This is a genomic window from Chromobacterium haemolyticum DSM 19808, from assembly GCF_000711885.1.
Lineage (GTDB): Bacteria > Pseudomonadota > Gammaproteobacteria > Burkholderiales > Chromobacteriaceae > Chromobacterium > Chromobacterium haemolyticum.
Window position 1 is genome coordinate 31016 of the sequence record NZ_JONK01000034.1, and the last position, 22922, is coordinate 53937.

22 protein-coding genes are annotated in these 22922 nt (G+C 63.6%); 11 read left to right on the forward strand and 11 right to left on the reverse strand.

Going from position 1 to position 22922, the window contains the following annotated elements; all coding sequences use genetic code 11:
* The first annotated feature begins 113 nt into the window (after nt 1-113).
* The 3 genes from BR71_RS17185 to BR71_RS17195 all read left to right on the forward strand — a co-directional run bounded on the left by BR71_RS17185 (nt 114) and on the right by BR71_RS17195 (nt 5224).
* On the forward strand, nt 114-3590 hold the full coding sequence (locus tag BR71_RS17185) for an indolepyruvate ferredoxin oxidoreductase family protein (protein WP_043640383.1): 3477 nt from the start codon (nt 114-116) through the stop codon (nt 3588-3590).
* 329 nt (nt 3591-3919) lie between these two features.
* Nucleotides 3920-4471 carry a hypothetical protein gene (locus BR71_RS17190; protein WP_043640386.1) on the forward strand — a complete coding sequence of 184 codons (552 nt, stop codon included), beginning with the start codon at nt 3920-3922 and terminating at the stop codon, nt 4469-4471.
* 219 nt (nt 4472-4690) lie between these two features.
* The gene (locus BR71_RS17195; RefSeq protein WP_043640389.1) at nt 4691-5224 is read left to right on the forward strand and encodes a DUF2059 domain-containing protein; all 534 of its coding nucleotides are present in this window, start codon (nt 4691-4693) and stop codon (nt 5222-5224) included.
* A gap of 61 nt (nt 5225-5285) precedes the next feature.
* On the opposite strand, the gene BR71_RS17200 is transcribed toward BR71_RS17195, so the two are convergent.
* The 5 genes from BR71_RS17200 to BR71_RS17220 all read right to left on the reverse strand — a co-directional run bounded on the left by BR71_RS17200 (nt 5286) and on the right by BR71_RS17220 (nt 10864).
* Nucleotides 5286-6089, reverse strand: a complete 804-nt coding sequence (locus BR71_RS17200) for a mechanosensitive ion channel family protein (protein ID WP_043640392.1) — start codon at nt 6087-6089, stop codon at nt 5286-5288.
* Nucleotides 6090-6394: 305 nt separating this feature from the next.
* Entirely contained in the window at nt 6395-7123 is a 729-nt protein-coding gene (locus BR71_RS17205; RefSeq protein WP_043640395.1) for an NAD-dependent protein deacylase, read from the reverse strand.
* Nucleotides 7124-7221: 98 nt separating this feature from the next.
* Complete coding sequence (locus BR71_RS17210) at nt 7222-7560, reverse strand: nucleotide pyrophosphohydrolase (protein ID WP_043640400.1); 339 nt, start codon at nt 7558-7560, stop codon at nt 7222-7224.
* A 188-nt stretch (nt 7561-7748) separates the two neighbouring features.
* Nucleotides 7749-9353 carry an FAD-dependent oxidoreductase gene (locus BR71_RS17215; protein WP_043640404.1) on the reverse strand — a complete coding sequence of 535 codons (1605 nt, stop codon included), beginning with the start codon at nt 9351-9353 and terminating at the stop codon, nt 7749-7751.
* A complete protein-coding gene (locus tag BR71_RS17220; RefSeq protein WP_043640407.1) occupies nt 9353-10864 on the reverse strand; it encodes a polyamine aminopropyltransferase in 1512 nt (503 codons plus the stop codon). The genes BR71_RS17215 and BR71_RS17220 overlap by 1 nt, the downstream gene beginning before the upstream one ends.
* Nucleotides 10865-10956: 92 nt before the next feature.
* On the opposite strand from BR71_RS17220, the gene BR71_RS17225 reads away from it, so the two are divergent.
* Genes BR71_RS17225 through speD form a run of 5 tightly spaced genes read left to right on the forward strand, consistent with a single transcriptional unit; the run spans nt 10957 to nt 14495 of the window.
* The gene (locus tag BR71_RS17225; RefSeq protein WP_043640409.1) at nt 10957-11358 is read left to right on the forward strand and encodes a DUF350 domain-containing protein; all 402 of its coding nucleotides are present in this window, start codon (nt 10957-10959) and stop codon (nt 11356-11358) included.
* Between the two features lie 40 nt (nt 11359-11398).
* The gene (locus BR71_RS17230) at nt 11399-12442 is read left to right on the forward strand and encodes an SPFH domain-containing protein (RefSeq protein WP_196783877.1); all 1044 of its coding nucleotides are present in this window, start codon (nt 11399-11401) and stop codon (nt 12440-12442) included.
* An 8-nt stretch (nt 12443-12450) separates the two neighbouring features.
* On the forward strand, nt 12451-13917 hold the full coding sequence (locus tag BR71_RS17235; RefSeq protein ID WP_043640415.1) for a DUF4178 domain-containing protein: 1467 nt from the start codon (nt 12451-12453) through the stop codon (nt 13915-13917).
* 6 nt (nt 13918-13923) lie between these two features.
* A complete protein-coding gene (locus BR71_RS24295) occupies nt 13924-14097 on the forward strand; it encodes a hypothetical protein (protein ID WP_156039022.1) in 174 nt (57 codons plus the stop codon).
* Nucleotides 14094-14495 (forward strand): adenosylmethionine decarboxylase, encoded by a 402-nt coding sequence (gene speD / locus BR71_RS17240; protein WP_043640418.1) that lies wholly within the window; start codon nt 14094-14096, stop codon nt 14493-14495. The genes BR71_RS24295 and speD overlap by 4 nt, the downstream gene beginning before the upstream one ends.
* A gap of 152 nt (nt 14496-14647) precedes the next feature.
* Here speD and BR71_RS17245 read toward each other — a convergent pair whose 3' ends face one another.
* Nucleotides 14648-16555 (reverse strand): bifunctional 2',3'-cyclic-nucleotide 2'-phosphodiesterase/3'-nucleotidase, encoded by a 1908-nt coding sequence (locus BR71_RS17245; RefSeq protein WP_043640420.1) that lies wholly within the window; start codon nt 16553-16555, stop codon nt 14648-14650.
* Nucleotides 16556-16589: 34 nt separating this feature from the next.
* On the reverse strand, nt 16590-16913 hold the full coding sequence (locus tag BR71_RS17250) for a winged helix-turn-helix transcriptional regulator (RefSeq protein ID WP_043640423.1): 324 nt from the start codon (nt 16911-16913) through the stop codon (nt 16590-16592).
* 103 nt (nt 16914-17016) lie between these two features.
* On the opposite strand from BR71_RS17250, the gene BR71_RS17255 reads away from it, so the two are divergent.
* Nucleotides 17017-17556 (forward strand): NAD(P)H-dependent oxidoreductase, encoded by a 540-nt coding sequence (locus BR71_RS17255; protein ID WP_043640426.1) that lies wholly within the window; start codon nt 17017-17019, stop codon nt 17554-17556.
* 82 nt (nt 17557-17638) lie between these two features.
* On the opposite strand, the gene gstA is transcribed toward BR71_RS17255, so the two are convergent.
* The 4 genes from gstA to BR71_RS17275 form a co-directional block, all read right to left on the reverse strand.
* Nucleotides 17639-18250: a glutathione transferase GstA gene (gene gstA / locus BR71_RS17260; RefSeq protein ID WP_043640429.1), complete on the reverse strand. Its 612-nt coding sequence runs from the start codon at nt 18248-18250 to the stop codon at nt 17639-17641.
* A 120-nt stretch (nt 18251-18370) separates the two neighbouring features.
* Nucleotides 18371-18940, reverse strand: coding sequence for a DUF4337 domain-containing protein (locus BR71_RS17265; protein ID WP_043640432.1), 570 nt, complete (start codon nt 18938-18940; stop codon nt 18371-18373).
* A 247-nt stretch (nt 18941-19187) separates the two neighbouring features.
* Nucleotides 19188-19472, reverse strand: a complete 285-nt coding sequence (locus BR71_RS17270) for a VF530 family protein (protein WP_043640436.1) — start codon at nt 19470-19472, stop codon at nt 19188-19190.
* 64 nt (nt 19473-19536) lie between these two features.
* On the reverse strand, nt 19537-21807 hold the full coding sequence (locus BR71_RS17275; protein ID WP_081556421.1) for a TerB family tellurite resistance protein: 2271 nt from the start codon (nt 21805-21807) through the stop codon (nt 19537-19539).
* 228 nt (nt 21808-22035) lie between these two features.
* Between BR71_RS17275 and BR71_RS17280 the strand changes: the two genes are divergently transcribed.
* Both BR71_RS17280 and BR71_RS23745 read left to right on the forward strand, forming a co-directional pair.
* Nucleotides 22036-22515 carry a Spy/CpxP family protein refolding chaperone gene (locus tag BR71_RS17280; protein WP_052370753.1) on the forward strand — a complete coding sequence of 160 codons (480 nt, stop codon included), beginning with the start codon at nt 22036-22038 and terminating at the stop codon, nt 22513-22515.
* Between the two features lie 125 nt (nt 22516-22640).
* Nucleotides 22641-22922 (forward strand): transposase (locus tag BR71_RS23745; RefSeq protein WP_156038988.1); only part of this gene is annotated, 282 nt, incomplete at its 3' end.

Below are 22922 nucleotides of genomic sequence, written 5' to 3' on the forward strand. Positions count from 1 at the left end.
GGCCGCACGCGCCCACAAGGCGCAGGCCGGCCCCATCGCCACAAGCGATGGGACGTCCACAGCGCGGCGCAAGCGCCCGCGGGACGCGCCCGAGAATGACAGGAGGAGAAACCATGTCGATCCGCCACGCAGACCTGGAAGAAAAATACACGGCCCCCACCGGCCAGGTGCTGATGACCGGGATTCAGGCGCTGGTGCGCCTGCCCATGCTGCAACAACAACTCGACCGCGCCGCCGGGCTCAATACCGCCGGCTACGTCACCGGCTACCGCGGCTCGCCGCTAGGCAACGTAGACCAAACCATGCAGAAGGCCGGCAAATACCTGCAGGAGCACAATGTCGTGTTCCATCCCGGCCTTAACGAGGACCTGGCCGCCACCGCGGTCTGGGGCACTCAGCAGGTGAATATGTTCGATGGCGCCAAATACGACGGCGTCTATTCCCTGTGGTACGGCAAGGGCCCGGGCGTGGACCGCTCCGGCGACGTGCTCAAGCACGGCAACGCCGCCGGCACCAGCCGTTACGGCGGGGGGCTGCTGGTGGCCGGCGACGACCACGCGGCCAAATCCTCCACCTTTCCGCACCAATCCGACCACATCCTGGCCGCCAGCATGATTCCGGTGCTAAGCCCGTCCGGGGTGCAGGAAATCATAGATTACGGCCTGCACGGCTGGGCGATGAGCCGCTATTCCGGTTGCTGGGTCTCCATCAAGGCGATCTCGGACACCATTGAAAGCTCGGCCATCGTCGACATCTCGCCGGAACGGTTGCAGTTCAAGATTCCTCAAGACTTCCCCTTGCCCGAGGACGGCCTCAACATCCGTTGGCCGGACGCGCCGCTGGCGCAGGAAAAACGCGTGCTGCACCACCGTCTGTACGCGGCGCTGGCTTACGCGCGCGAAAACAATCTGAACCACATCACTCTGGATTCGCCCAAGCCGCGGCTGGGCATCATCACCTGTGGCAAGAGTTATCTGGACGTGATGCAGGCGCTGGATGATCTGGGCATAGACGAGGCGTTGGCCGCCGACATCGGCCTGCGCATCTTCAAGGTGGGCATGGTGTGGCCGCTGGAACCGGAAGGCGTGCGCCAGTTCGCCGAAGGACTGGAAGAAATCCTGGTGGTGGAGGAAAAACGCCAGATCATCGAATACCAGCTGAAAGAGCAGCTGTACAACTGGCGCGACGACGTGCGGCCGCGCGTGGTGGGCAAGTTCGCCGAAAAAGGCGAATGGGCGCTGCCCCACGGCGACTGGCTGCTGCCGGCCGCCGGCGAACTGACCCCGGCGATGATAGCGCGCGCCATCGCCGGCCGGCTGGCCTTGATCTTCGACAGCCCCATCATCCACGACCGGCTGAAGTTCTACGACGACAAGGAAGCCCAACTGGTCAAACCGCGCGAATCCATCGCCCGCGTTCCGCACTACTGCTCCGGCTGTCCGCACAACACCAGCACCAAGGTGCCGGAAGGCAGCCGCGCCGTCGCCGGCATCGGCTGCCACTACATGGCGCACTGGATCCAGGCCGACAGCACCAAGACCTTCACCCAGATGGGCGGCGAAGGCATCACCTGGGTGGGCCAGGCGCCGTTCACTCACACCAAACACATCTTCACCAATCTGGGCGACGGCACCTATTTCCACTCCGGTCTGCTGGCCATACGCGCCGCCGTGGCCGCCAAGGTCAACATCACTTACAAGATCCTGTACAACGACGCGGTGGCGATGACCGGCGGCCAGCATGTGGACGGTTATCTGGACGTGCCGATGATCACCCGCCAACTGGCGGCGGAAGGCATCAAGCGCATCGTGATCACCAGCGACGATCCGGACAAATACCAGAACGTCCAGGGCTTGGCGGCCGGCGTGGAAGTATTCCACCGCCGCGAGCTGGACCGGCTGCAAAAAGAACTGCGCGAAGTCGAGGGCACCAGCATCCTGATCCACGATCAGACCTGCGCCGCCGAGAAGCGTCGCCGCCGCAAACGCGGCGATTTCCCCGACCCCGCCAAGCGCGCCTTCATCAACCAGCAGGTATGCGAAGGCTGCGGCGACTGCGGCCAGAAATCCGGCTGTCTGTCGGTGCTGCCGGTGGAAACCCCGCTGGGCCGCAAGCGCAAGATCGACCAGTCCAGCTGCAATAAGGACTACTCCTGCGTAGAAGGCTTCTGTCCCAGCTTCGTCACCGTGGAAGGCGGCCAGCTGAAGAAATCCGCCGGCAGCAGCGCCAGCCTGAGCGCGATGCCCACACTGCCGGAACCGACGATCCCGCAACTCCACGAACCGTTCAGCATCATGGTCACCGGCGTGGGCGGCACCGGCGTGGTCACCATAGGCCAGGTGCTGGGCATGGCGGCCTATCTGGACCGCAAAGGCGTCACCGTGCTGGACATGGCCGGCCTGGCGCAAAAAGGCGGCTCGGTGTGGTCGCATGTGCGCATCGCCGACAGCCAGGACAAGCTGCACGCCGTGCGCATCGCAGCCGGCGACGCCAACCTGGTGCTGGGCTGCGACCTGGTGGTGACCGCCGCCGAGGAGGCGCTGGCCAAAATGCGCGACGGCTTCAGCCACGCCATCGTCAACAACTACGAATCGCCAACCAGCGCCTTCCTTAAGAACCCGGATGTGCGCTTCCCCAGCAAGGCGATGAAGGACGCCATCGTCGAATCTGTCGGCGCCGGCCGCTATAGCGAGGTCAACGCCACCCGGCTGGCCACCTCCCTGCTGGGCGACGCCATCGCCAGCAATATGTTCATGCTTGGCTACGCTTGGCAAAAGGGCTTGGTGCCGGTGACGCTGGAAGCAATCATGGAAGCGGTGCGTCTGAACGGCGCCGCGGTCAAGTTCAACCAGGACGCCTTCAGCTGGGGCCGTCACGCCGCCCACGATCCGGCGCGAATCGAAGCGCTAGTCAGCCCGTCGGCGGTGGTGGCCTTCGTTCCACGTGAAACCCCTGACGCCGTGCTGCACCATCGCGCCACCGCGCTGACCGCCTATCAGAACGCGGCGCTGGCCGAACGCTACAAGGCGCTGGTGGCGCGGGTGCGTCAGACCGAGGAAGCGTTGAACCCGGCAAGCAGCGCGCTGACGCTGGCGGTGGCCAAGAATTACTACCATGTGCTGGCGTACAAGGACGAGTACGAAGTGGCCCGGCTCTACACAGACGGCGGCTTCCAGCGCGAGCTGGCGCAGCAGTTTGACGGCGATTACCAGCTACGCTTCCACATCGGCGCCGGCTGGATTACCGGCGGGCAGCCGCGCAAAGTGGCATTCGGCCCCTGGCTGCTGACCGGCATGAAGTGGCTGGCCAAGCTGCGCTTCCTGCGCGGCACCCTGCTGGACCCGTTTGCCCGGCAGGCCGACCGCAAGCTGGAGCGTCGGCTGATCGGCGAGTTTGAGCGGCAGGTGGAAGACTTGCTGAGCGGACTGACGCTGGATGCGCTGCCGCGCGCGGTGGAGCTGGTGAAAACCTGGGAAGGCGTGCGCGGCTTCGGCCACATCAAGGAGCGCAACTACCAGCAAGCCAAGAGCAAACAGGCGCAGTTGCTGAGCGAACTGAAGCCGGGAGGCAAGAACCGCCAGGTGGCCTAAGAGCCTCTAACAAAACTCAGTTTTACGGCTGAGGCAAGGCGCGCCGACGCAGGCAATACCAGTCGTACGGCAAGGGGGGCGCAATGCAGTATCAGGGGTTTTGTTAGCAGGTCTAAGTTGAACGGATTGAAGTTGCTGTAAACGTAGTACCCGAGTGTTCCTACAGCTTGCGGGCGTCGACCATGGTCGACGCCCTCTTTTTTTCCTGCCCGTTCTTTCTGCCGGCTATGCCTGTTTCAAATTGAAAATGCCAATCGCATTTTCTAATATTAAAAATGGTGTTCTGCCGCCAACCCAAAAACTCGAACGATCCAATAAGGAGACCCTCCATGCCCCTGACTCCTCGCCACTGGCTGCTCGCTTCCGCCTGCGCGCTCCTGCTCGGCTGCGCGGCCACGCCCGGCAACGACCGCTGTGTCGGCCAGATCCAGCCGGCCTTGCCCGGCATGGCCGCGGTGGACAATCCCGATCTGCTGAACAGCGCATTGGGACAGCCCGGCAAAGGCGGCTTGTGCACCGGCCAAGTGCGACGCCAGGAGCCGGCGGATCAAACCGTGACGGTCTACCGCGTGTACGACAACAATAAGGTCAATTCGCGGCTGGGCCGCTGGTGGTCTTTCAGCCAGCCGCAAGGCTCGGTGGCCGCCTACCGCGCCGCCAACGCCATCTGCCCAAGCTGGAGCCAGCTCAATCGCATGGTGCGCTGCCAACTCAAAGTGGGGGCGCAAGTGGCGGTGGGCACCGGCCAAAGCGCCGATTGCGCGCCGGACGCCAATTACCCGCCGTCGCCGGTCAATCAGGTGTACATCCCCAACTCCGGACCAGACACCTTGTGGGTGGAGCAATGCCAGGATATGGGCGATTTCCCGCCGGCCTCCTGAAAACATGTTTAACATCTCGCACGCTAGAGCGAGACAAGGCGAAAACGAGCGAAAAAGCGGAATGTACACGTGGTACATGAGCATTTTGAGCTTGTACTCACCGTGCAACGCTTCACGCAGCGCAGCAGATCGTGAACAGGTTCTGAGACGAACCGCCCGGTTGACGCTGCTCACCCAAGCCATCAGCATGGCCGTTTCATCCAAGATGAGGAAACGGCCATGCGCCTTCGCCCCCTTCTCGCCGCCGGCCTGAGCGCCGTCCTGCTTCACTCCTCCCCCTTGCTCGCCGCCGAAGACAGTGTCGTCGCCGCCAAAGCATTGCTGCAAACCATGCGCTACGACGAGATGATCGTGCAGACGATGCAGCAGATGGAGGCCACCATGCAGCAGCAGATGGAGCAACAGCTGTGGCAAAACCTGCCGGACTGCGCGCAAACGCCTGGCTGCAAAAGCAAGGTCGGCGCCTTCCTGCAGCAGGTTCTGAAAATCCAGCAGGCCTATTTCCGCTCCCCAGAAACGCGCAAATTGATGAATGAAGTACAGGTCCAGGCCTTGAGCAGAAATTTCAACGTCGCTGAGATCCGCGAAATGAACGCCTTCTACCAAACCCCGACCGGCAGCAAGATGTTACGGCTGATGCCCAAAATCCTGGCGGAGACCGGTCCCGTGCTGATGGAGGACATCAGCAAGCGCTTGCTGCCCGAACTGAAGCGGCAGACAGACGAATTCGCGCGCCAGAACGGCGCCGGCTAAACCGGCAAGCACGCAGCAAAACGGGGCCGTCGGCCCCGTTGTCGCATTACTCCCGCAGCGCTCAGCTCTGACGCACCACCATCGCCTGTTCCGGCGCCGGGAAACCGCCGGCGACCAGGGTTTCGCGAATCGCGCGATTGCTGTCGAAATACACCTGCCAATAGTCCTGCGGCTTGCAATAAGGCCGCACCGCCAGCACTGGCCCCAAGGGAGTGAACTCCAGCAGGCCCACGTCCGGCGCCGGACTGGCCAGCACATTGGGCACCTTGGCCACCGTTTCCCGCAACAAGCTTATCGCCGCGGCGTGGTCCGCGCTGGCGGCCAACTGGGCTTTCAGATCTACCCGACGCTGCTCGGTGACACTGAAGTTCTGGATGGTATCGGAGAAGATTTTGTTGTTGCCGATCAAGGTCAGCACCCCGTCCGGCGTATCCACCGCGGTGGCGAACAGACCGATGTGCTTGACCGTGCCGACGACGCCGGCCACCCCCACCAAGTCGCCCACTTTGAACGGCCGCAATACCACCAGGAAGATGCCTGCGGCGAAGTTGGCCAGCAAGCCGCTCCAGGCCATGCCAACCGCCACGCCGGCGGCGGCGATCACTGCGGCGAAGGTCGTGGTCTGCACCCCGAAGAAACCGAGGATGCCGATCACCAGCACAATGGTTAGCGTCACATCCAGGAAAGACTTCACATACTGACGAATAGTGTGGTCCAGCGACTTGCTGGCCAGCTTGGCGTCCAGCATCCGGGTAGCGAAATTGATCAGCCAGCGGCCCACCAGCCACAGCAAGATGGCCGACAAAATGTTGAGGCCGATTTTCACCGCCAGATCGGCCCAGTGACTCCAGTTAATGGCATCCATTTGTAAATTCCCCTTTTCAACGGTTTTGCAACATGTTTAAAGATAGGAGCTTGCCACAGAAATACCAAATGAATTTTAATGCGAAGATTCGCCGCCCTTATTCCGCCGCCCGCGCACTCCGCGTCTGGCCAAATCCCGCAAGCCGGAGCGAACAGCTCTTCAGAGCCAGTTCAACGCCTCGCGAGCAAGAGCGGGACAAGGCGAAAACAGTTGAGAAAGCGGAATGGTCGAGCGGTACATGAGCATTTCGAAGGAGCGCTCACCGTGCGGCGTTCCACTCAGCGCAGCGGACTTTGAACAGATTCTCAGGCCCCGGCCAAGGCGCGGCAGGTCTCCCCAATGCCGCCCATGATGCGCAGGTCGAAAACGTGGTCCATGCGCGTGGGCGTGTAATTGATCAAGGCGGTGGCCACGCCGGCCTGCGCGGCTTCCAAAGGAATCAAGTTGACCGGCGACACCTCCAGCGACGAACCCATCACCAACAGCAGGTCTGCCTTCAAGGCGGCGTCGAACGCTAATTCGATCAAGGGCACCGCCTCGCCGTAAAGCACCACGTCCGGCTTGAGCACATCGTGGCAGAACCGGCAGACCGGCAAAGGATGGTGCAACACGTAATCCAGCGCGTGGGTGGTGTCGCAACTGGGACAACTAGCGGTCAACAAGCTGCCGTGCAGCTCCAATACTTCGCCGCTGCCGGCGCGAGCGTGCAGACCGTCAATGTTCTGGGTCAGCACCGTCACCCGCTTGCCCTGTTGCTCCAGTTCCGCCAGAAATTGGTGCCCGGCGTTGGGCTGGTAATCGCCAATCAACTTGATGCGGAAGATTTCGCGGAAGGCCTGCCAGAACGACTCCGGATCGCGGCGGAAATAATCGATGGACACCACCTCGGCCAGGCTCATGCTGCGCGACCATAGGCCGTTGGCGGAACGGAAGTCGGGGATGCCGGACTCGGTGCTCATGCCGGCGCCTGTCAGCGCCACAATGGTTTCCGCCTGCTCCAGCATCTGGCGCAGGCGGTTGATTTGCTCGGACATTTATGCATTCCAGCTATTGATTGAATCCACTATAGAAGCTGGCCGCGTCGCGCACTCGCGTACCGTGGCTTCAGCTTAGCCGTTTTCATCACCTAGACTCAGCCGGCCGTTGGCACAGGGTATTTAATGGCGTTCTTGGCCATCTTGTCGCGGACCGCCGCGTCCAGATCCACGCCCGTCACCATCGCCAGCCGCGTCAGATAGAGCAACACATCGGCAATCTCCTCTTGCAGATGGGTGAAGCGCGCCGGGTCCTCGCGCAGCGAGGCGGCCTCCTCGTCGCTCAGCCACTGGAAGATTTCCGCCAGTTCGCCCACCTCTCCCACCAAGGCCAGCATCAGGCCGCGCGGCGTATGGTAGCGATTCCAGTCGCGTTCATCGGCGAAACGCTGCAATGCGGCGGTGAGTTTTTCAGTAGAGATCAGGGTTTCGCTCATCGTTCTATCCGGGTTTCACGTGGAACATCAGGCGCTTGCAGCCTCAGAGCCGGTTCAAAGGACTCGCAAACAAGAGCGAGACGCGACCTTGCGGCTGAGAAAGCGGAATGATCAGTGGTATATGAGCATTTCGAATGCGGTTCCCGCCGTGTCACGTCTCTCGAAGCGCAGCTGCGTTGAACAGGCTCTCATGCGCCAAGCACCTTCAAGGCCGCCTGCTCCCCCCACCACGCGGCTTCTTCGAACAGCGACAGGCCGCTGAGATCGGAATGGGCGAACAGCAACGGGCCGTCGGCCGCGCGCAAGGCTTGCAAGCCAGGGTTGGACAAAAAACCCGGCGCCGGGCTGGCCATCGCATGACCTCGAGCGGTCAGCTCCACCTGCAGCAGCGACTGACGGAAACGCCAGCCGTAGACGGTCTGCAGATCGGCGGCGGCGGTGGCAAACAAATCCTCGGCGCTGGCGGCTTCCAGCATTTTACGCGCATCCGCCGGCGCCAGGTCGGCGAAGGCGTGGTAGCTGGTGAACACGCTGCGCTCCGGCTTGGCGGCGCGGATCAGCTGGTGGGTGGATACCACATAGCCCAGCCCGCGGCTGCCGTACACCACATTGTCCCAGGCCAGCGGCGCGGCGGCCGGCTCCGCCGGAAAACGGTCGATCAGGAAATTGCCTATCAACCACGGCGCGCGCGGCGGCAGGTGGCGGCGCTCGAAGCCCAACTCCGGCAATTGACCGCTCAGGTGCAGGCTGACATGCAAGGGCGTCGCCAGGATGACCCGCTCGGCCAGCAGGCGCCGGCTGTCGCCGGCCGCGTCCAGATAATCCACCGCCATGCCGGCCCCCGCCGGCGCCGTCCGCCAAGCCACGCCCGGCCATTGCCGCTCAGCGCCGATGCGGGCGCGCAGATGGCGTATCAGCGGATTCAGTCCGTCCGGCCAGGTCAGCACCGCCCCTTCTTCCGCATTGGCCCCCAGCCCGCCGCGGCTGCAGAAATAATGCAGGCCGGCCCAGGCCGAGGTGGCGGCCAGCGCGCTGCCGTAATCGTCGCGGCAGCAGTAATCCAGATACCAGAGCAGGCCCGGCGCGGTGTAGCCGTTGGCGCGCAGCCAGTCCGCGAAGCTCAGCCGGTCCAGCGCGGTCCAGGCCGGGTCTTGCGAGGACAAAGCCACCGGCACGCAGAACACGCGGCGGCCGTCGCGGCCGCGCTGTTCGCGCCAGGCGGCGGTTTGGGCGAGAAAACGCCGCTGCTGCGCCAGTTCGTCCGCGCCCATGCCCAGCCGCGGCAGCAGGCCTTCCTGCCAGTGGCCGTTTACCCACAGCCGCTCGTCCGGCGCGTGCACGGTCACGCGTTCGTCGAAACGCGGCCGCGCGCCGAAGGGATCGGACTCGATCACCCCCATCTCTGCCAGCAGCTCGCGCACATGGCGCGACTCCATCGAGGGCAGCGGCAAATAGTGGGCGCCGGTTGGGTAGCGATAGCCGCCGAAGGCGCCGGCGGCGGCGTTGCCGTCCGGCTCCGGTCCGTCCAGCACCACCACATCGTCGAAGCCCTCCTTGCGCAGCCGCCAGGCGGCGAACAGGCCGGCCACGCCGCTGCCGACGATGGCGACGCGGCAGCGGCGCTCGTCGCGGGGGGGCGGCGGCGTCATGCCGCCGCGCAGCCGGTGGCCGGCCGCCATGCCCGGCCAGTTCAAGCGCAAGGGCACGCCCAGCCACAACACGCGTTCGCAACCGGACAACAGGGGCAGGCCGGCCAGCGCCGCCGCCAGCCGCAAGACCTCGCGCCGCCGCATCAGCGCAGCACCTGCGACCAGTCCTGCTCGAAGTAGTGCACCAATTGCTGATTGTTCAGTTCATTGGGCAAGACTTTCCAGCGCGGCATGTCGGGCGGGAAGAAGAACATCTGGCGCGTGGCCTCCTTGTCCAGAAAGCGCAGCGGCACCGAGTAGCGCTCCGGCGGGGTATAGCCCGGCTTCTTGGCGGCGATAATGAAGCCCCATTCGCCGAAGGAAGGCACGTAGGCGTGGTAAGGCGTGGTATGCAGGCCGGCGGCGCGCAAGGTGGCGTCCACGCTCCAGAACGAACGCGGGGCGTGCATCGGGGAGGTGGACTGCACCACCGCCAGGCCGTTTTCCGCCAGGTGGCGCGCCAGCAGCCGGTACAGCGGCACCGAATACAGTTTGCCCAGCGCGAAATTGGACGGATCGGGGAAATCGACGATGACGGCGTCGAAGCTGCCGTGGTCCTGCTCCAGCCAGCGCGCGGCGTCGTCGTTGACCACGGTGACGCGTGGATCGGTCAAGGACCCCTGGTTCAGCGCGCGCAGCGGTTCGGAACGGCTGAACAGCCGGGTCATCGCCGGGTCCAGGTCCACCAGAGTGATGCGCTGGATATTGCGGTATTTCAGCATCTCGCGCACCGCCAGGCCATCGCCGCCGCCCAGCACCAGCACATTACGCGCCCATGGCAGCTTGGCCAGCACCGGATGCACCAGCGCCTCGTGGTAGCGGTGTTCGTCGCGGCTGGAGAATTGCAGATTGCCGTTGATGTAAAGCCGCAAATCGCTCTTCCACTTGGTGATCACTAAACGCTGGTAGGGCGTGGTCTCGGCGTGGATGATCTCGTCTCCGTACACGGCTTTCTCGCTCCAGCGCGTCAGGTGATCGGAGGCCAGGAAGCCGCCGGCCAGCAGCAGCAAAACCACGCCGCTGCGCGCCAGCTGCAGGCCGGGCTGACGCAACTCATGGCGGAAAGCGCGACAGGCCCACAGCGCCACGCCTGCGTTGAGCAAGCCAAACAACAGTGCGCTGCGCGACAGGCCCAGCTTGGGCGCCAGCACCAGCGGAAACAGCAGCGATACCGCCAGCGCGCCCAGGTAGTCGAAGGTCAAGACCTGGCTGACCAGTTCGGAAAAGCTCGCCTGGCGCTGGTTCATCGCCCGCATCACCAGCGGGATCTCCATGCCCACCAGCACCCCGATCACGAAGACCAGGCCGTAAAGCACCAGCCGGAACGGTTCGCCGGCCCAGGCGAACACCAAGAACAACACGGCGGCGGACATGCCGCCGATCAGGCCGACCAACAGCTCGATTTCAATGAAGGCATCCAGCACCCGCTCGTCCTTCACATACTTGGACAAGTGGGAGCCCACGCCCATGGCGAACAGGTAACAACCTATGATGGAAGAGAACTGCAACACCGAGTCGCCCAGCAAGTAACTGGCCAGCGCGCCGGTGATCAGCTCGTAGGCCAAGCCGCAGGAGGCCACGATAAACACTGATACTATCAGCAAGCGATTTCGCATTGGATTGTCATTGTGGGTAAAATAGCCGCCATTATGCCCCAGCCCGCGGCCAACCGCCGCCCGCACACCGCATCGACAAAGGACGCCTGACCATGATTGCCGCCTTCCTGCCCGCCCTGCTCGCCTACCTGACCTATATGGGCAGCGGCCTCGCGCTGCTGGCGCTATTCGCGGTGCTCTATTGCTGGATCACGCCGATAGACGAATTGAAGCTGATCCGCGACAACGGCCACGCCGCCGCCGTCTCCTTCGCCGGCGCGCTGCTGGGTTTCTCGCTGACGCTGGCCTCCAGCGCCTGGCACCTGAACAACTGGAACAGCTTCATGCTGTGGGCGCTGCTGGCCATGCTGGTGCAGATCGTCGTCCACATGGTGGTGGCGCGCTGCCTGAAAGATCTGAGCCGCGCGCTGATAGACAACAATCTGGCGATGGGCATCCTGGCCGGTTCCATCCACCTCGCCGTGGGCCTGATCAACGCCGGCAGCCTGTCCTGAACCCGGCCGCGCCTCTTCAACTGGAGCAAACACTATGAGCCTGATGTCTTTCATCAAGAAGCAGTTCATCGACATTCTGGAATGGCAGGAGCAGGAAGACGGCGTGCTGGCCTGGCGTTATCCGATGCAGGACAACGAGATTCAGTACGGCGGCAGCCTGACGGTGCGCGAGTCGCAGGCGGCGGTGTTCATCAACGAAGGCAAGATCGCCGACGTGTTCGAACCCGGCATGTACAAGCTGACCACCCAGACCCTGCCGGTGCTGACGTATCTGAAGAACTGGGACAAGCTGTTCGAATCCCCCTTCAAATCCGACGTGCACTTCTTCAGCACCCGGCTGCAACTGGGCCGCAAATGGGGCACCGCCCAGCCGGTGACCATACGCGATCAGGACTTCGGCATGGTTCGGCTGCGCGCCTTCGGCGTTTATTCCTACCGCGTCGCGGATCCGCGCCTGTTCTTCACCGAGGTCAGCGGCACCCGCGACAGCTACACCCGCGATGATCTGGAGCTGCAGCTGCGCAATCAGGTGGTGGCCACCATGAGCAGCGTGCTGGGCGGCAGCGGCGTGCCCTTCCTCGACATGGCCGGCAATCAGGGCCTGATGGCGGACAAGATCCGCGAGGCGCTGGTCCCGGCCTTCCAGCGCCTGGGCCTGGCGCTGGACAGCTTCGCGGTGGAAAACATCTCCTTGCCGGAAGAGCTGCAAAAAGCCATAGACAAGCGCATTGCCATGGGCATGGCCGGCGACCTCAATCAGTACACCCGCTACCAGGCGGCGGAAAGCATTCCGCTGGCGGCGCAGAACGAGGGCGGCATCGCCGGCCTTGGCGCCGGGCTGGCGGCCGGCGTAGGCGTCGGCCAGTTAATGGGTCAGGCCATGCAACAAGTTGTGCAGCCGGAGGCCACGCCCGCCGCGCAGACAGCCCAGGCCGCCGCGCCGCAGACTCCGGCCGCCGCCCCGGCGGCGGACAATCCGCAAGCCAAGCTGGCTCAGCTCAAGGGCCTGCTGGACCAGGGGCTGATTACACAGGCGGATTACGACGCGGCCAAGGCCGACGTGCTGAAAAAACTGGTGGGTTAAGCTAGCGCATGTACCGTATTGCCTGCCCCTCCTGCGGCGCCGATGTCGAGTTCAAGTCCGAAGCCTCCGCCATGGCGGTGTGCGCTTACTGCCAAAGCACGCTGCTCCGCGACGCGGACAGCGTGCGCGACATCGGCAAGATGGCGGCGCTGCTCAATGATTATTCGCCGCTGCAAATCACCAGCTGCGGCCAGTACTTGGGCCGCGGCTTCAACGTCGTCGGCCGCATCCAGCTGCGCTACGACGCCGGCCTGTGGAACGAATGGTATTTGCTGTTCGACGACGGCGGCGACGGCTGGCTGTCGGAAAGCGTCGGCCAATACACGCTGACGCTGGCCGGCGGCGCGACACAGGAAGCCGGCGGCTTCGATAGCCAGCGTCCCGGCGCCGTCTTCCGCCACGGCGACGCCGACTTCGTGATTTCCGATGTGCGCACCGCCGAATGCACCGCCGGCGAAGGCGAACTGCCGTTCCAGGTGGGCGCCGGCTGGCAAGCCAAGGTGGTGGACGCGCGCCGCCAGGCGCAATTCCTGACGCTGGACTACTCCGACGACCCGCAAAAGCCTCAGCTTTTCCTTGGCAACGCCGTTACGCTGCCGCAGCTGCACATGGAGCGGCTGCGCGACACGCGGATGATAGAAGAAGCCACCGGCAAGCTGAAAGGCAGCGTCGCCTCGCTGGAATGCCCCTCCTGCGCCGCGCCGCTGAGCTACCGCGCCGGCACCGCCACCCAACTGGTGTGCGGCCACTGCCACACCCAGGTGGACGCCAGCGGCGACCGCGCATTGGCGCTGGGCGCCGCACAACAGCAGTTGGACACGCCGCTGACGCTGGAACTGGGCAAAACCGCCACCATAGACAAGCTGCCATGGACGCTGACCGGCGCGCTGGTGTGGGCGGAGGAGGAAGACCCGGACAGCCGCTGGTGCGAATACCTGCTCTACAACGTGGACAAGGGCTTCCGCTGGCTGGTGGAGAGCGGCGACGGCTGGTTTATCGGCGAGTTGATGGATGTGTGGGTGGACAGCCTGCGCGCCGATTACGCGATGCTGGGCAACAAAGCCTATCAGCGCGCTTATCCCGACTACGCGGCCCGCATCGTCTACGCCGCCGGCGCCTTTCCCTGGCGCGCCAAGCTGGGCGACAAGGTTGAGCTCAGCGAATACCAGATCTCCGGCGGCCAAAAGCGCTTGTCGCGCGAGCTGTCGGCGCACGAGCTGACCTGGAGCTGCAGCAGCCTGGCCACCTCGGTCGAGGTGGGCCGCTGGTTTGGCAGCGCGACGCCGATAGAATCGGGATTCTCCGCCACGGAGGGCGAGGGCGAAGACTTGAAGGCCATCGCCGTCAAGTTCGGCCTGGTGCTGTTATTGATCAACCTGCCGCTGGCCTTGCTGAGCCAGGATATCGGCGATGGACTGCTGATCTGCTTCTTCGCCTGCTGCGTGCTGGCGATCCCGCTCAAGCAGAAGGAATGAAAGCCGATGTCGCCAGGACTCTATAAAGCCTTTTGCCTGCTGGTGATCGCAATCACCACCATGATCAATTTCTCCAATATGGACAACACTAACCGCGGCACCGGCTCGCGCAGCTGGAGCAGCGGTAGCGGCGGCGGCGGCTCCTCCGGCTGGGGCAGCGGCGGCGGCGGCCATAAATGAAAGCGGCGATTGGCCGGCACCTGCTGGCGGATTTTCACGGCTGTCCGCCGCAGCGCCTCAGCGACCCGGCCCAGGTGGAGCACGCGCTGCGCCAGGCGGCGCAGGCCGCCGGCGCCACCGTGCTGGCCGGCCACGTCCACCACTTCGGCGAGGCTCAGGGCGTCACCGGCATCCTGTTGCTGATGGAGTCCCACCTCAGCATCCACACCTGGCCGGAACACGGCTACGCCGCGCTGGACCTGTTCATGTGCGGTCAAGCCCGCATCGACGCCGCGCTGGCGCGGCTGCGGGAGGCGCTGCAGCCGGCCGAGGTCCGCAGCCAGCTGCATCGACGCGGGGAACTGACGGTATCGCCCATTCCCGATATTGCCAACGGCACGACTCGGGAACAGGCTTAGAGCCTGTTCAAAGTCTCGCGATCCAAGGCGAGACCGGGCGAAAACGGCTGAGACAGCAGAGTGCGCATACGGTTGAGCATTTCGAAACCGCACTCGCCGTGTCGCGGCTCACGAAGCGCAGCAGACTAAGAACAGGTTCTTGACCCTTTCTCTTATTCCACCAATTCTAGGCTAACCGAACCATCGCCATGCTCCGCGGCCAGGCGGAACTGCGGCTGGCGCGCCAGATAGCGCAGCGCGCCTGCGCCGGTGTCAAAGCGCATCGCGACGCCGGCCACGGGCTGAATGCGCCAGGCAGGTTTGGCCGCCGGGTCCACCACTTTGCGCTCGGCCAGATAAGCCGCCACCGCCGCGCGGTTTTCGTCCGGCGAATCCACCACCACGCGGCTGGCGTCTATACCGGGGAAATGGCCGCCCCCGGAGGCGCGGTAATTGTTGGTGGCCACCAAAAAGCTGGCGTCCTCGTCTATCGGTTTGCCCTGATAGCTCAGCTTGACGATGCGGCGGCTGTTCGGCGCAACCAGCTTGCCGTCGGCGTCGTAGCGCGCCGGCTGGCTGACGTCGATCTCATAGCTGACACCGGCGATGCTGTCGAAGTTGTAGGAGCGGAATTCCGGATTCAACAGCGGCTGGGTCTTGGGGCCCTTGGGATCGATGCGCAGAAACTGCCCCGCCGACATTTCCAGCCATTCGCGCACTTCGCGGCCGCTGACCTTCACCGCCTTCAGCGTGTTGGGGTAGATGTAGAGATCGGCCAGATTGCGGATCGCCAGCGGGCCGGCCGGGATATCGGTGTAGTAATTCCAGCCCTGACGGCCGCCGGCCTTGAACGGCGCGGCCGCGGACAACACCGGCAAACCTTCGTACTCGGTGCCCTTGACCGCGTTCTTCACATACCAGGCCTGAGCTTCGGCCACGATCTGCACCGACGGGTCGTCCACCGCCTGGGCGAAGTAGCTGTAAATCGGCGCGCGGGTTTCCGCCACCTTGCCGCGCACATAGTCCAGCGTCTGGCGGTGTTCGGCGGCGATCAACTCGGCCACCTTGGGCTCGGCGGCCGCCAGCGGCCGCTTGGCTTTCTTGTCGTAGATGGCCCGCAGGGCGGCCTGCTTGCCGCTCACCTTCCAGCCGGCGTCGCCACGCTCCAGCACCAGATCCACCACGCCGATATGGTCGCCCCAGCGTCCCGGCATCACCGCCGGCACGCCGTTGATGGTGCCGGCGGCCAGGTCCACCTTGGGGTAGCCGGCGAAGGCGGCGGACGGGAACTCCGCGTGGGCGTGGCCAAACAGAATGGCGTCGATGCCGGCCACCTCGGCCAGACCAGCCACCGAGTTCTCGGCAAAGCGCGCGCTCTCGCCTTTTTCAAAACCGGAATGCGGCACCGCGATCACGATGTCGGCGCCCTTGCGCTTGAGTTCAGGCAGATAGCGGCGCGCGGTGTCGACGATGTCCCGCACTTCCACCTTGCCCTGCAAATTGGCCTTGTCCCACTGCATGATCTGCGGCGGCACAAAGCCGATCACCCCGATGTTCAGCGTCTGCGGCTGGCCGTCCTCGTCCTTGAACTCCCGCTTGAGCAATACATAGGGCTGGAAATACGGCTGGCCGGTCTTGGCGTCCACCACATTCGCGTTAACGTAGGGGAAAGCCGCCGTCTTCAGCGCCTGACCCAGAAAGGGCAAACCGTAATTGAATTCGTGATTGCCGATATTGCCGGCGTCGTAGCGCAGCCAGTTGAGCACTTTATAGGCGGGATGAACCTCTCCGGCGCGCAGCGGCTGGATCTTGGCCACCAAGTCTCCCAACGGATTGCCCTGCAGCAGATCGCCGTTGTCTATCAGCAGACTGTTGGGCGCCTCTTGCCGCGCCGCGCGGATCAATGTCGCGGCGCGCGCCAGGCCGAAGTCCTGCGTCGGCTTGTCCTGGTAGTAGTCGTAATCCAGCAAGTTCATGTGCACGTCGGAGGTTTCCAGCACCCGCAGCTTCAGCGGAGCGGCCCAAACGTTGACGGCCGTCGCGGCCAGCAGGGAGGTGACGAGGAGAGGCGCAAGTTTCACGGGACAGCCCTTTTCTGGTTTTATCGCGCCCGCATTATACGCCCGCCGCCGGCCGCTCCAGGTAGAAAGCGCCCCAGGCGCACATCGCGTCTATCACTGGCCGCAGCGTGTCGCCCAGCTCGGTCAAGCGGTATTCCACCCGCGGCGGCACTTCCGCGTAAACCGTGCGCGCGATCAGGCCGTCGCGCTCCAGTTCGCGCAGCTGCTCGGTCAGCACCTTCTGCGACACTCCCCCCAGCAAACGGCGTAGTTCGCCGGTGCGCCGGCTGTCTTCGGACAAGTGGCACAGTATCGCGCACTTCCATTTGCCGCCCACCAGCCGCACGGTGGCGTCGATGGGAAAATTCAGTTCGCTCATGCGGACACAGTTACCTTTTGGTGCTTATGAAACAAAAAAGTACATACTTATCAACAACTTGATCCATTGATAGCATGGCCGTTCCCATTTTACAGGAAGCTCCATGAAAACCCTGATCATCGTTGCCCATCCCGATCTTGAGCAATCCCGAATCAACCGCCGCTGGATGGCCGCGCTGCGCCGGCATCCGGAACACTACACCGTGCATGCGCTATACCAGGCTTATCCGGACGGGAAGATCGACGTGGCGCGCGAACAGGCGCTGCTGAGCAGCCACCAACGCATCGTCTTGCAGTTTCCGCTGTACTGGTTCAGTTCGCCGCCGCTGTTGAAAACCTGGCAGGACCAGGTGCTGGACGAGGGCTTCGCCATCGGCGCGCGGCCGGAAGATTGGCGCATGCGGGACAAGCGCATCAGCGTGGCGGTGTCCACCGGCATACGCGAGCGGGACTTCGCGGCGGACGGCCGCTATCTGTACCGGATGGAGGAAGTGTTGCGGCCGTTCGAACTGACCTGCCGCTACATCCGCGCCGAATGGCTACCCGGCTTCGCGTTGCACGGCGCCGAGCACGATCTGAGCGACGCCGAGATCGAGGCCAGCGCGGATGCTTATCTGCGGCACCTGCAGGCCGAGGCAGTATAAATCCACTCGCCATGAAAAATGCCCGGCCGGAGCCGGGCATGATCTTGTCTGGAACGGAGAACGTATTCCCGTTCCAGTGGAATTATTCCAGCAAGCCTTCCGCCTTCAGCGCTTGTTGCACGAAGGGCAAGGCCGCCACGCGTTTCTGGAAGTCGATCAACGCCGGGAAATCGCCCAGCGAACGCTGTACGAACTGCGCCCAGTTCAGGCAGGTGAACAGATAGGCGTCGGCCACGCTGAAACGCTCGCCCAGCAGATAGGGCGTTTTCGCCAGTTGCTCTTCCGCCAGCGCCAGCCGACGGGTCAGCTTGTCCCAAGTCTGCTGCTTGACTTCGTCGCTATTGGGATAGAACAGCGGCGAGAAACCCTTGTGCACCTCGGTGGCGATATAGTTCAGCCATTCTTGCAGCCGGTAGCGCTCCAACGTGCCGTTGGCCGGCGCCAGTTGCTTGGCCGGCGCCTGATCCGCCAGGTATTGCACAATGGCCACGCCCTCGGTCAGCAGCTCGCCGTTATCCAGCTGCAAGGCCGGCACATAGCCGCGCGGATTGATGGTGGAGAAGTCCACCCCGCCCGCGGTCAGATGCGGCTGGACCTTGAGATTGACCTTCTCGGTGTCGAACGGCAAGCCGCTGGCGAACAGTACGATATGCGGGGACAGCGAGCAGGCGCCGGGGGAAAAATACAGTTTCATCGCTTTTCTCCAGTTCAGAATGTCTCGGGACAAAACGCAGGAATGCGGAAAACCCGGACAGCCTGAGCCAAATCGATGACAGTTGCAACCCTGCCGCCGATAGGGCCGCTCCCGCGCCCCTCAGCCCAACAAAGAAACGATCCAGCCCGGATGAATATTCCAGCCGGCAAAACCCGCCAGCCAGAAAAACACGCCCACCGCGCCAAAAGCCCAAGCGCACAGCAAAGGAATGAAATTGGCGGCCAGCGCCGCCACCGCGGCGCAGGCCACGGCGATGGACAGGCCGGCGTCGCTGACGTCGAACAGCTCATGGCGAGCGTTCAACTCTTCAAACCCCTGCTCCTTGGCCTTGGCCTTCAGCTGCAAAGCCTGCGCCTCCGCGGCGTAGCGAGCGATGTCGCGTTGGATCGCCGCCTGCTCCGGCCGCAAGGCCGCCGCCGCCGCAGGATTGGCCAACTCCAACAAGCGCGCCTGACGCTGGCTGCTTTCCGCCAGATGCTGCTTGATCTTCTTGGACTGGTATTCGGACCAACTGTCCACCGCGTCGGTCTTCAATAGCTGACGCGCCTGCACGATATTGTCGTCCTTCAGCTTGCCCAGGCCCATGAACACCGATAGCAGCACCACGGTCAGCGCCACCAGGCTGTTCAGGTACTTCTTCTCCGCTTCCACGCTGATTTCCAATTCCATATTCCCGCTCCACAGTGAGAACATCATCGCCGCCGGCCCGGCGGACGGGCAGGTTTTAAGGCCTGTTCAAAACCTAGCGAGCAGGAGCGAGACAAATCGAAAACCGCTGAGAAAGCGGAATGTACGAGCGGTACATGAGCATTTCGCAGGAATTTTCAACGCTGTATGCCGACGCGCAGCGGATCGTAAACAGGTGCTTAAGCCTTAACGCAAGGCTGCCTGCTTCCGTGGCCAATGGCAATGGCCATCAGGATGACTTCTTGGCGAACAACCGCGGGCGGGAGTCCACTCCGGAACCAGCCGGCGTCTGCGGCCGGGTCTTCAACGCCACGAACAAGTCTTCCACCTGCTGACGCGCCCACGGGGTGCGCCGCAAGAAAGCCAGGCTGGATTTGACGCTGGGGTCATGATTGAAGCAGCGAATCTGGATGCGCCGCCCCAGCTCGGGCCAGCCGTAATGGCCGACCAACTGGTTCAGCATCTGTTCCAGCGTGACGCCGTGGGTGGGATTCTTGGGTTGCGGTGCGCTCATGGTCGTGTTTTCTGGCTTGGGCGGGCGCAGTGTACCTTGCGCCCGCCGCGCCGCAAAGCCGTGCTCACGCGGCCGGCTTGGGCTTGCGTTGCCGCGGCGCGCGTTTGGGCGCGGGCTTGACCGGCGCCGGAGCCTCCGGAGGCGAGCTGTTCCGCTGGGCCAAGCCCATCGCCAGCGCCAGCCGGCCCAGGCGCTGCTGCTTCTCGCCGCTGATGGGCCCCGCCGCTTGCAGCAGCAGAATCGCCAGCTCCAGCGCGAACTGGCGCTGTTGCTCGGTGGGCAACAAATGTTCCAGCGTCGCCAGCGCGCGCTTCTCGTCGTTGCGCACCAGCCAAGTCTGGCGCCGCACCGCCTGCTTGAACTGCTCCAGCGTCAAATCCTCGCCCAAGGCGGTTTCCTGCATCACCCGGCGAATAGCGTTGAACGGCCTCACGTCCACCACGCCGTTGCCGATGGCGACATAGATCAACAACCGCAAAAAGCCGTCCACCGGCCCGCCTTCGGCGTAATGGGCCTCCAGCTCCTGGCGCTTGAGCCGCAGCATCTCACTGCGCTCCCAACTGCCGTCCGCCTTGCGCACTCCGTATTCGCGCTGCGGTTTCAAACCAGTCAGCGCCGCGCTCCACGGCGATTCGAACAAAGTTCGGAAGCTCAGCTCCTGCCAGGCGTCGCGACCGTCGCGCCAACCGTTCAGCGCCGTCTCCATCCACTGCGCGTAGCTTTGCTGCCATTGCCAGAACGGATTGTCCTCCGCCGCCGGCCGCCGTTCGTCGCGTACCTTCTCCGCCCATTGCCGCAGCCCGGCCAGCCAGGGGTTGCGGCTGGAAAACCAGCGTCGCTCCAATCGCGACGGATGCATTTCGCGCCACCAGCGCGCGGTATGCTCGTTGCCGTATAAGCGCAGCCAGGGAGAGACGAAGGTATCGTACAGCTGCTGGTTGACCTCTCCCACCCGGCGCACCACTTCGAAGGCGGCCTCGCCCTGGCGGCCGTCGCCCAAAGCCAGAATATCGTCGATGTCGCGCGGCTCGAAGCGGATCACGTAGCGGCCTTGCAAGTATTCCAGCCCGGCCATTTCCGGGTGGGTATCGGTGATGATGGCTTCGTACAAGCCGGGCGGCAGCACATCGATCAAGTCCAGCGCGCTGGCCAGCTCGCTGTGTTCCTTGTTGGCCACGCCGGCGGACACGAAAATGCCCAGGTGGCCCACCTGCTCGTGCAGGCAATAGACGATGGTCTGCTCATTGACGCGGATGTCCTCCACGCTGTGGTACAGGTCCGCGATCCAGAACAGCGCCTGCTGTGGCGGGGTGATGTTGTCGCCCCAGGAGGCGAACACCACGATGGGCGAGCGGATGTTGCGCAAGTCCACCGCCTGCCGTCCCTGCTCCAGCGTCACTTCGCCATGGCTCAGCCGGTTGCCGACGAACAGGTTTTGGGTAATCCATTCCATCTCGGCCTTGTTGAGCAGATAGTGGCCGCCCCACCAGCGCTCGAACTCCAGGAAGCGCTCACGCTCGGTGTCCACCTTGGCGTACAAAGAGTAAGGCTTTTTCCAGTAGGTGTTGGCTGGGTCCAGCTGTTCGAAATTGCTGACCAGATGAGCCCCGTCGAACTGGCCGTGGCCCAGGTCGCCCACCAGCGAGGCCATCCAGGTGCCGCCGTACAAACCGCCGGAATAACGCATCGGATTCTTGCCGGCCACGCCGGCCCAGTAAGACAACGGCGAGCCGGCCAGCAGGATGGGGCCCACCAGCTCCGGCGCGGTGGCCGCCAGCATCGCCAGCGCCCAGCCGCCCTGGCAATTGCCGATGACGAAGGGTTTGCCGGCGCTGTGCGGATGCAGCTGGTTCACCTTTTGCAGGAAGATCTTCTCGGCGCGCCACACGCATTCAATCGTCTGCTTGGGCTCCGGCACCGGGAAAAACATCACGAAATAACAAGGATGGCCTTGGCGCAGCGCGATGCCGATCTCGCTATCCATCTTGAAGCCGCCGATGCCGGGGCCGTGGCCGGCGCGCGGGTCTATCACCACGAAGGGCCGTTTGGCCGGGTCAGGTTTCGGACAACCGTCCGGCGGGCGGATCGCCGACAGCGCGTAATTGACCGGCTGCTCCAGTTCACGGCCATCCACGATGATGTCGTAGTCGAAAACCAACACCGGCGGATGGCCGGAGGCGGCGTGCTCCAGATAGGTGTCCCCGCGCTGGCGCAGAATGTCGCAATACAGCACCGAACGCTGCCAGGCGTCGATCCAATACTCCACCAAGGCGCCGTTCAAACCCCCGGCGCCCAGCGCGGAGAACCAAGGAAATGAAGAATCAGGCAGGCTCATGCGAAACGCTCCGGCGACGATAAGGGAATGCCGCAATTCACTCTAGTCCAAATCCCCGCCCCGGTCGGGAAAAAGCCCATCGGCAAAACGCTTGCCGGCGGGCTTTACATTTGGTAACAATTGACCCCGGCCAACTCACACTTAATTGACAGTCGCCATCCAGAATAATGGAGTGATCCTGCCGATGTCGTCCGCCCGCATCACAGCCATCAATGGAATGGCCCGCCTATGAAACCGCAGATACCCTTTATATTCGCCAGCCTCGCCGCCGGCGCCGCTCTGGCCGCGCCGCCGGAACCCGCATGCCCCCCGATGGGCAATTTCGCCGGCCGCCCGTGGAAGATAGACCCGGCCAAGCGCGACGCTTTCATCGCCCAACATCAGAAAGCGCTGCACGACAAGCTCAAGATCCAGCCAGCCCAGGAAGCCGCGTGGCTCGCCTTTGCCAGCGCCACCCGCCCCGGTCCGATGCCGCCCTGCGAAAACGCGTCCACCGCGCCGGAACGCATGGAACAGCGCGTGCTGATGGCGCAGCGCCACCTGCTGAATCTGCAAAAGCGTTTGGAAGCGCTCAAATCCTTCTACGGCCAGCTCACGCCAGAGCAGCAAAAAATCATGGACCAGGACAGCCCGCCGCTGATGGGCGGCCGGGGCCAGGGGCCAATGCGCAAACTGCAGGCAGGCCAAGGCAACGAGCCTCACAACTAAAACCCGTTACGATCTGCGACGATTCGTGAGCCGTGGCGCGGCGAGCCCCGCGCATTGTTGCAAACTGCTAAGACCCGCTAACAAAACCTCTTGATGTCAGATGCGTATGCCCGCATTTGGCGAAGATGAAACGGAAAGTCGTCAGTCAGAAGCTCTGGAAGTCATTGCAACCACTACTTCCTCCACCACCGCGTTCCCGCCGGGGTGGGCGGCCGCGGTTGGATGATTTTGCCGCCCTCAACGGCATCTTGTTTGTTCTCACTACCGGCATTCCTTGGGAGGACCTCCCACAGGAACTCGGTTTTGGCAGCGGTATGACCTGCTGGCGAAGACTGCGCGATTGGCAAGCGCTAGGCATTTGGGACCGCCTACACCTAGCCCTGCTGATACAACTGCGCCAACACGAT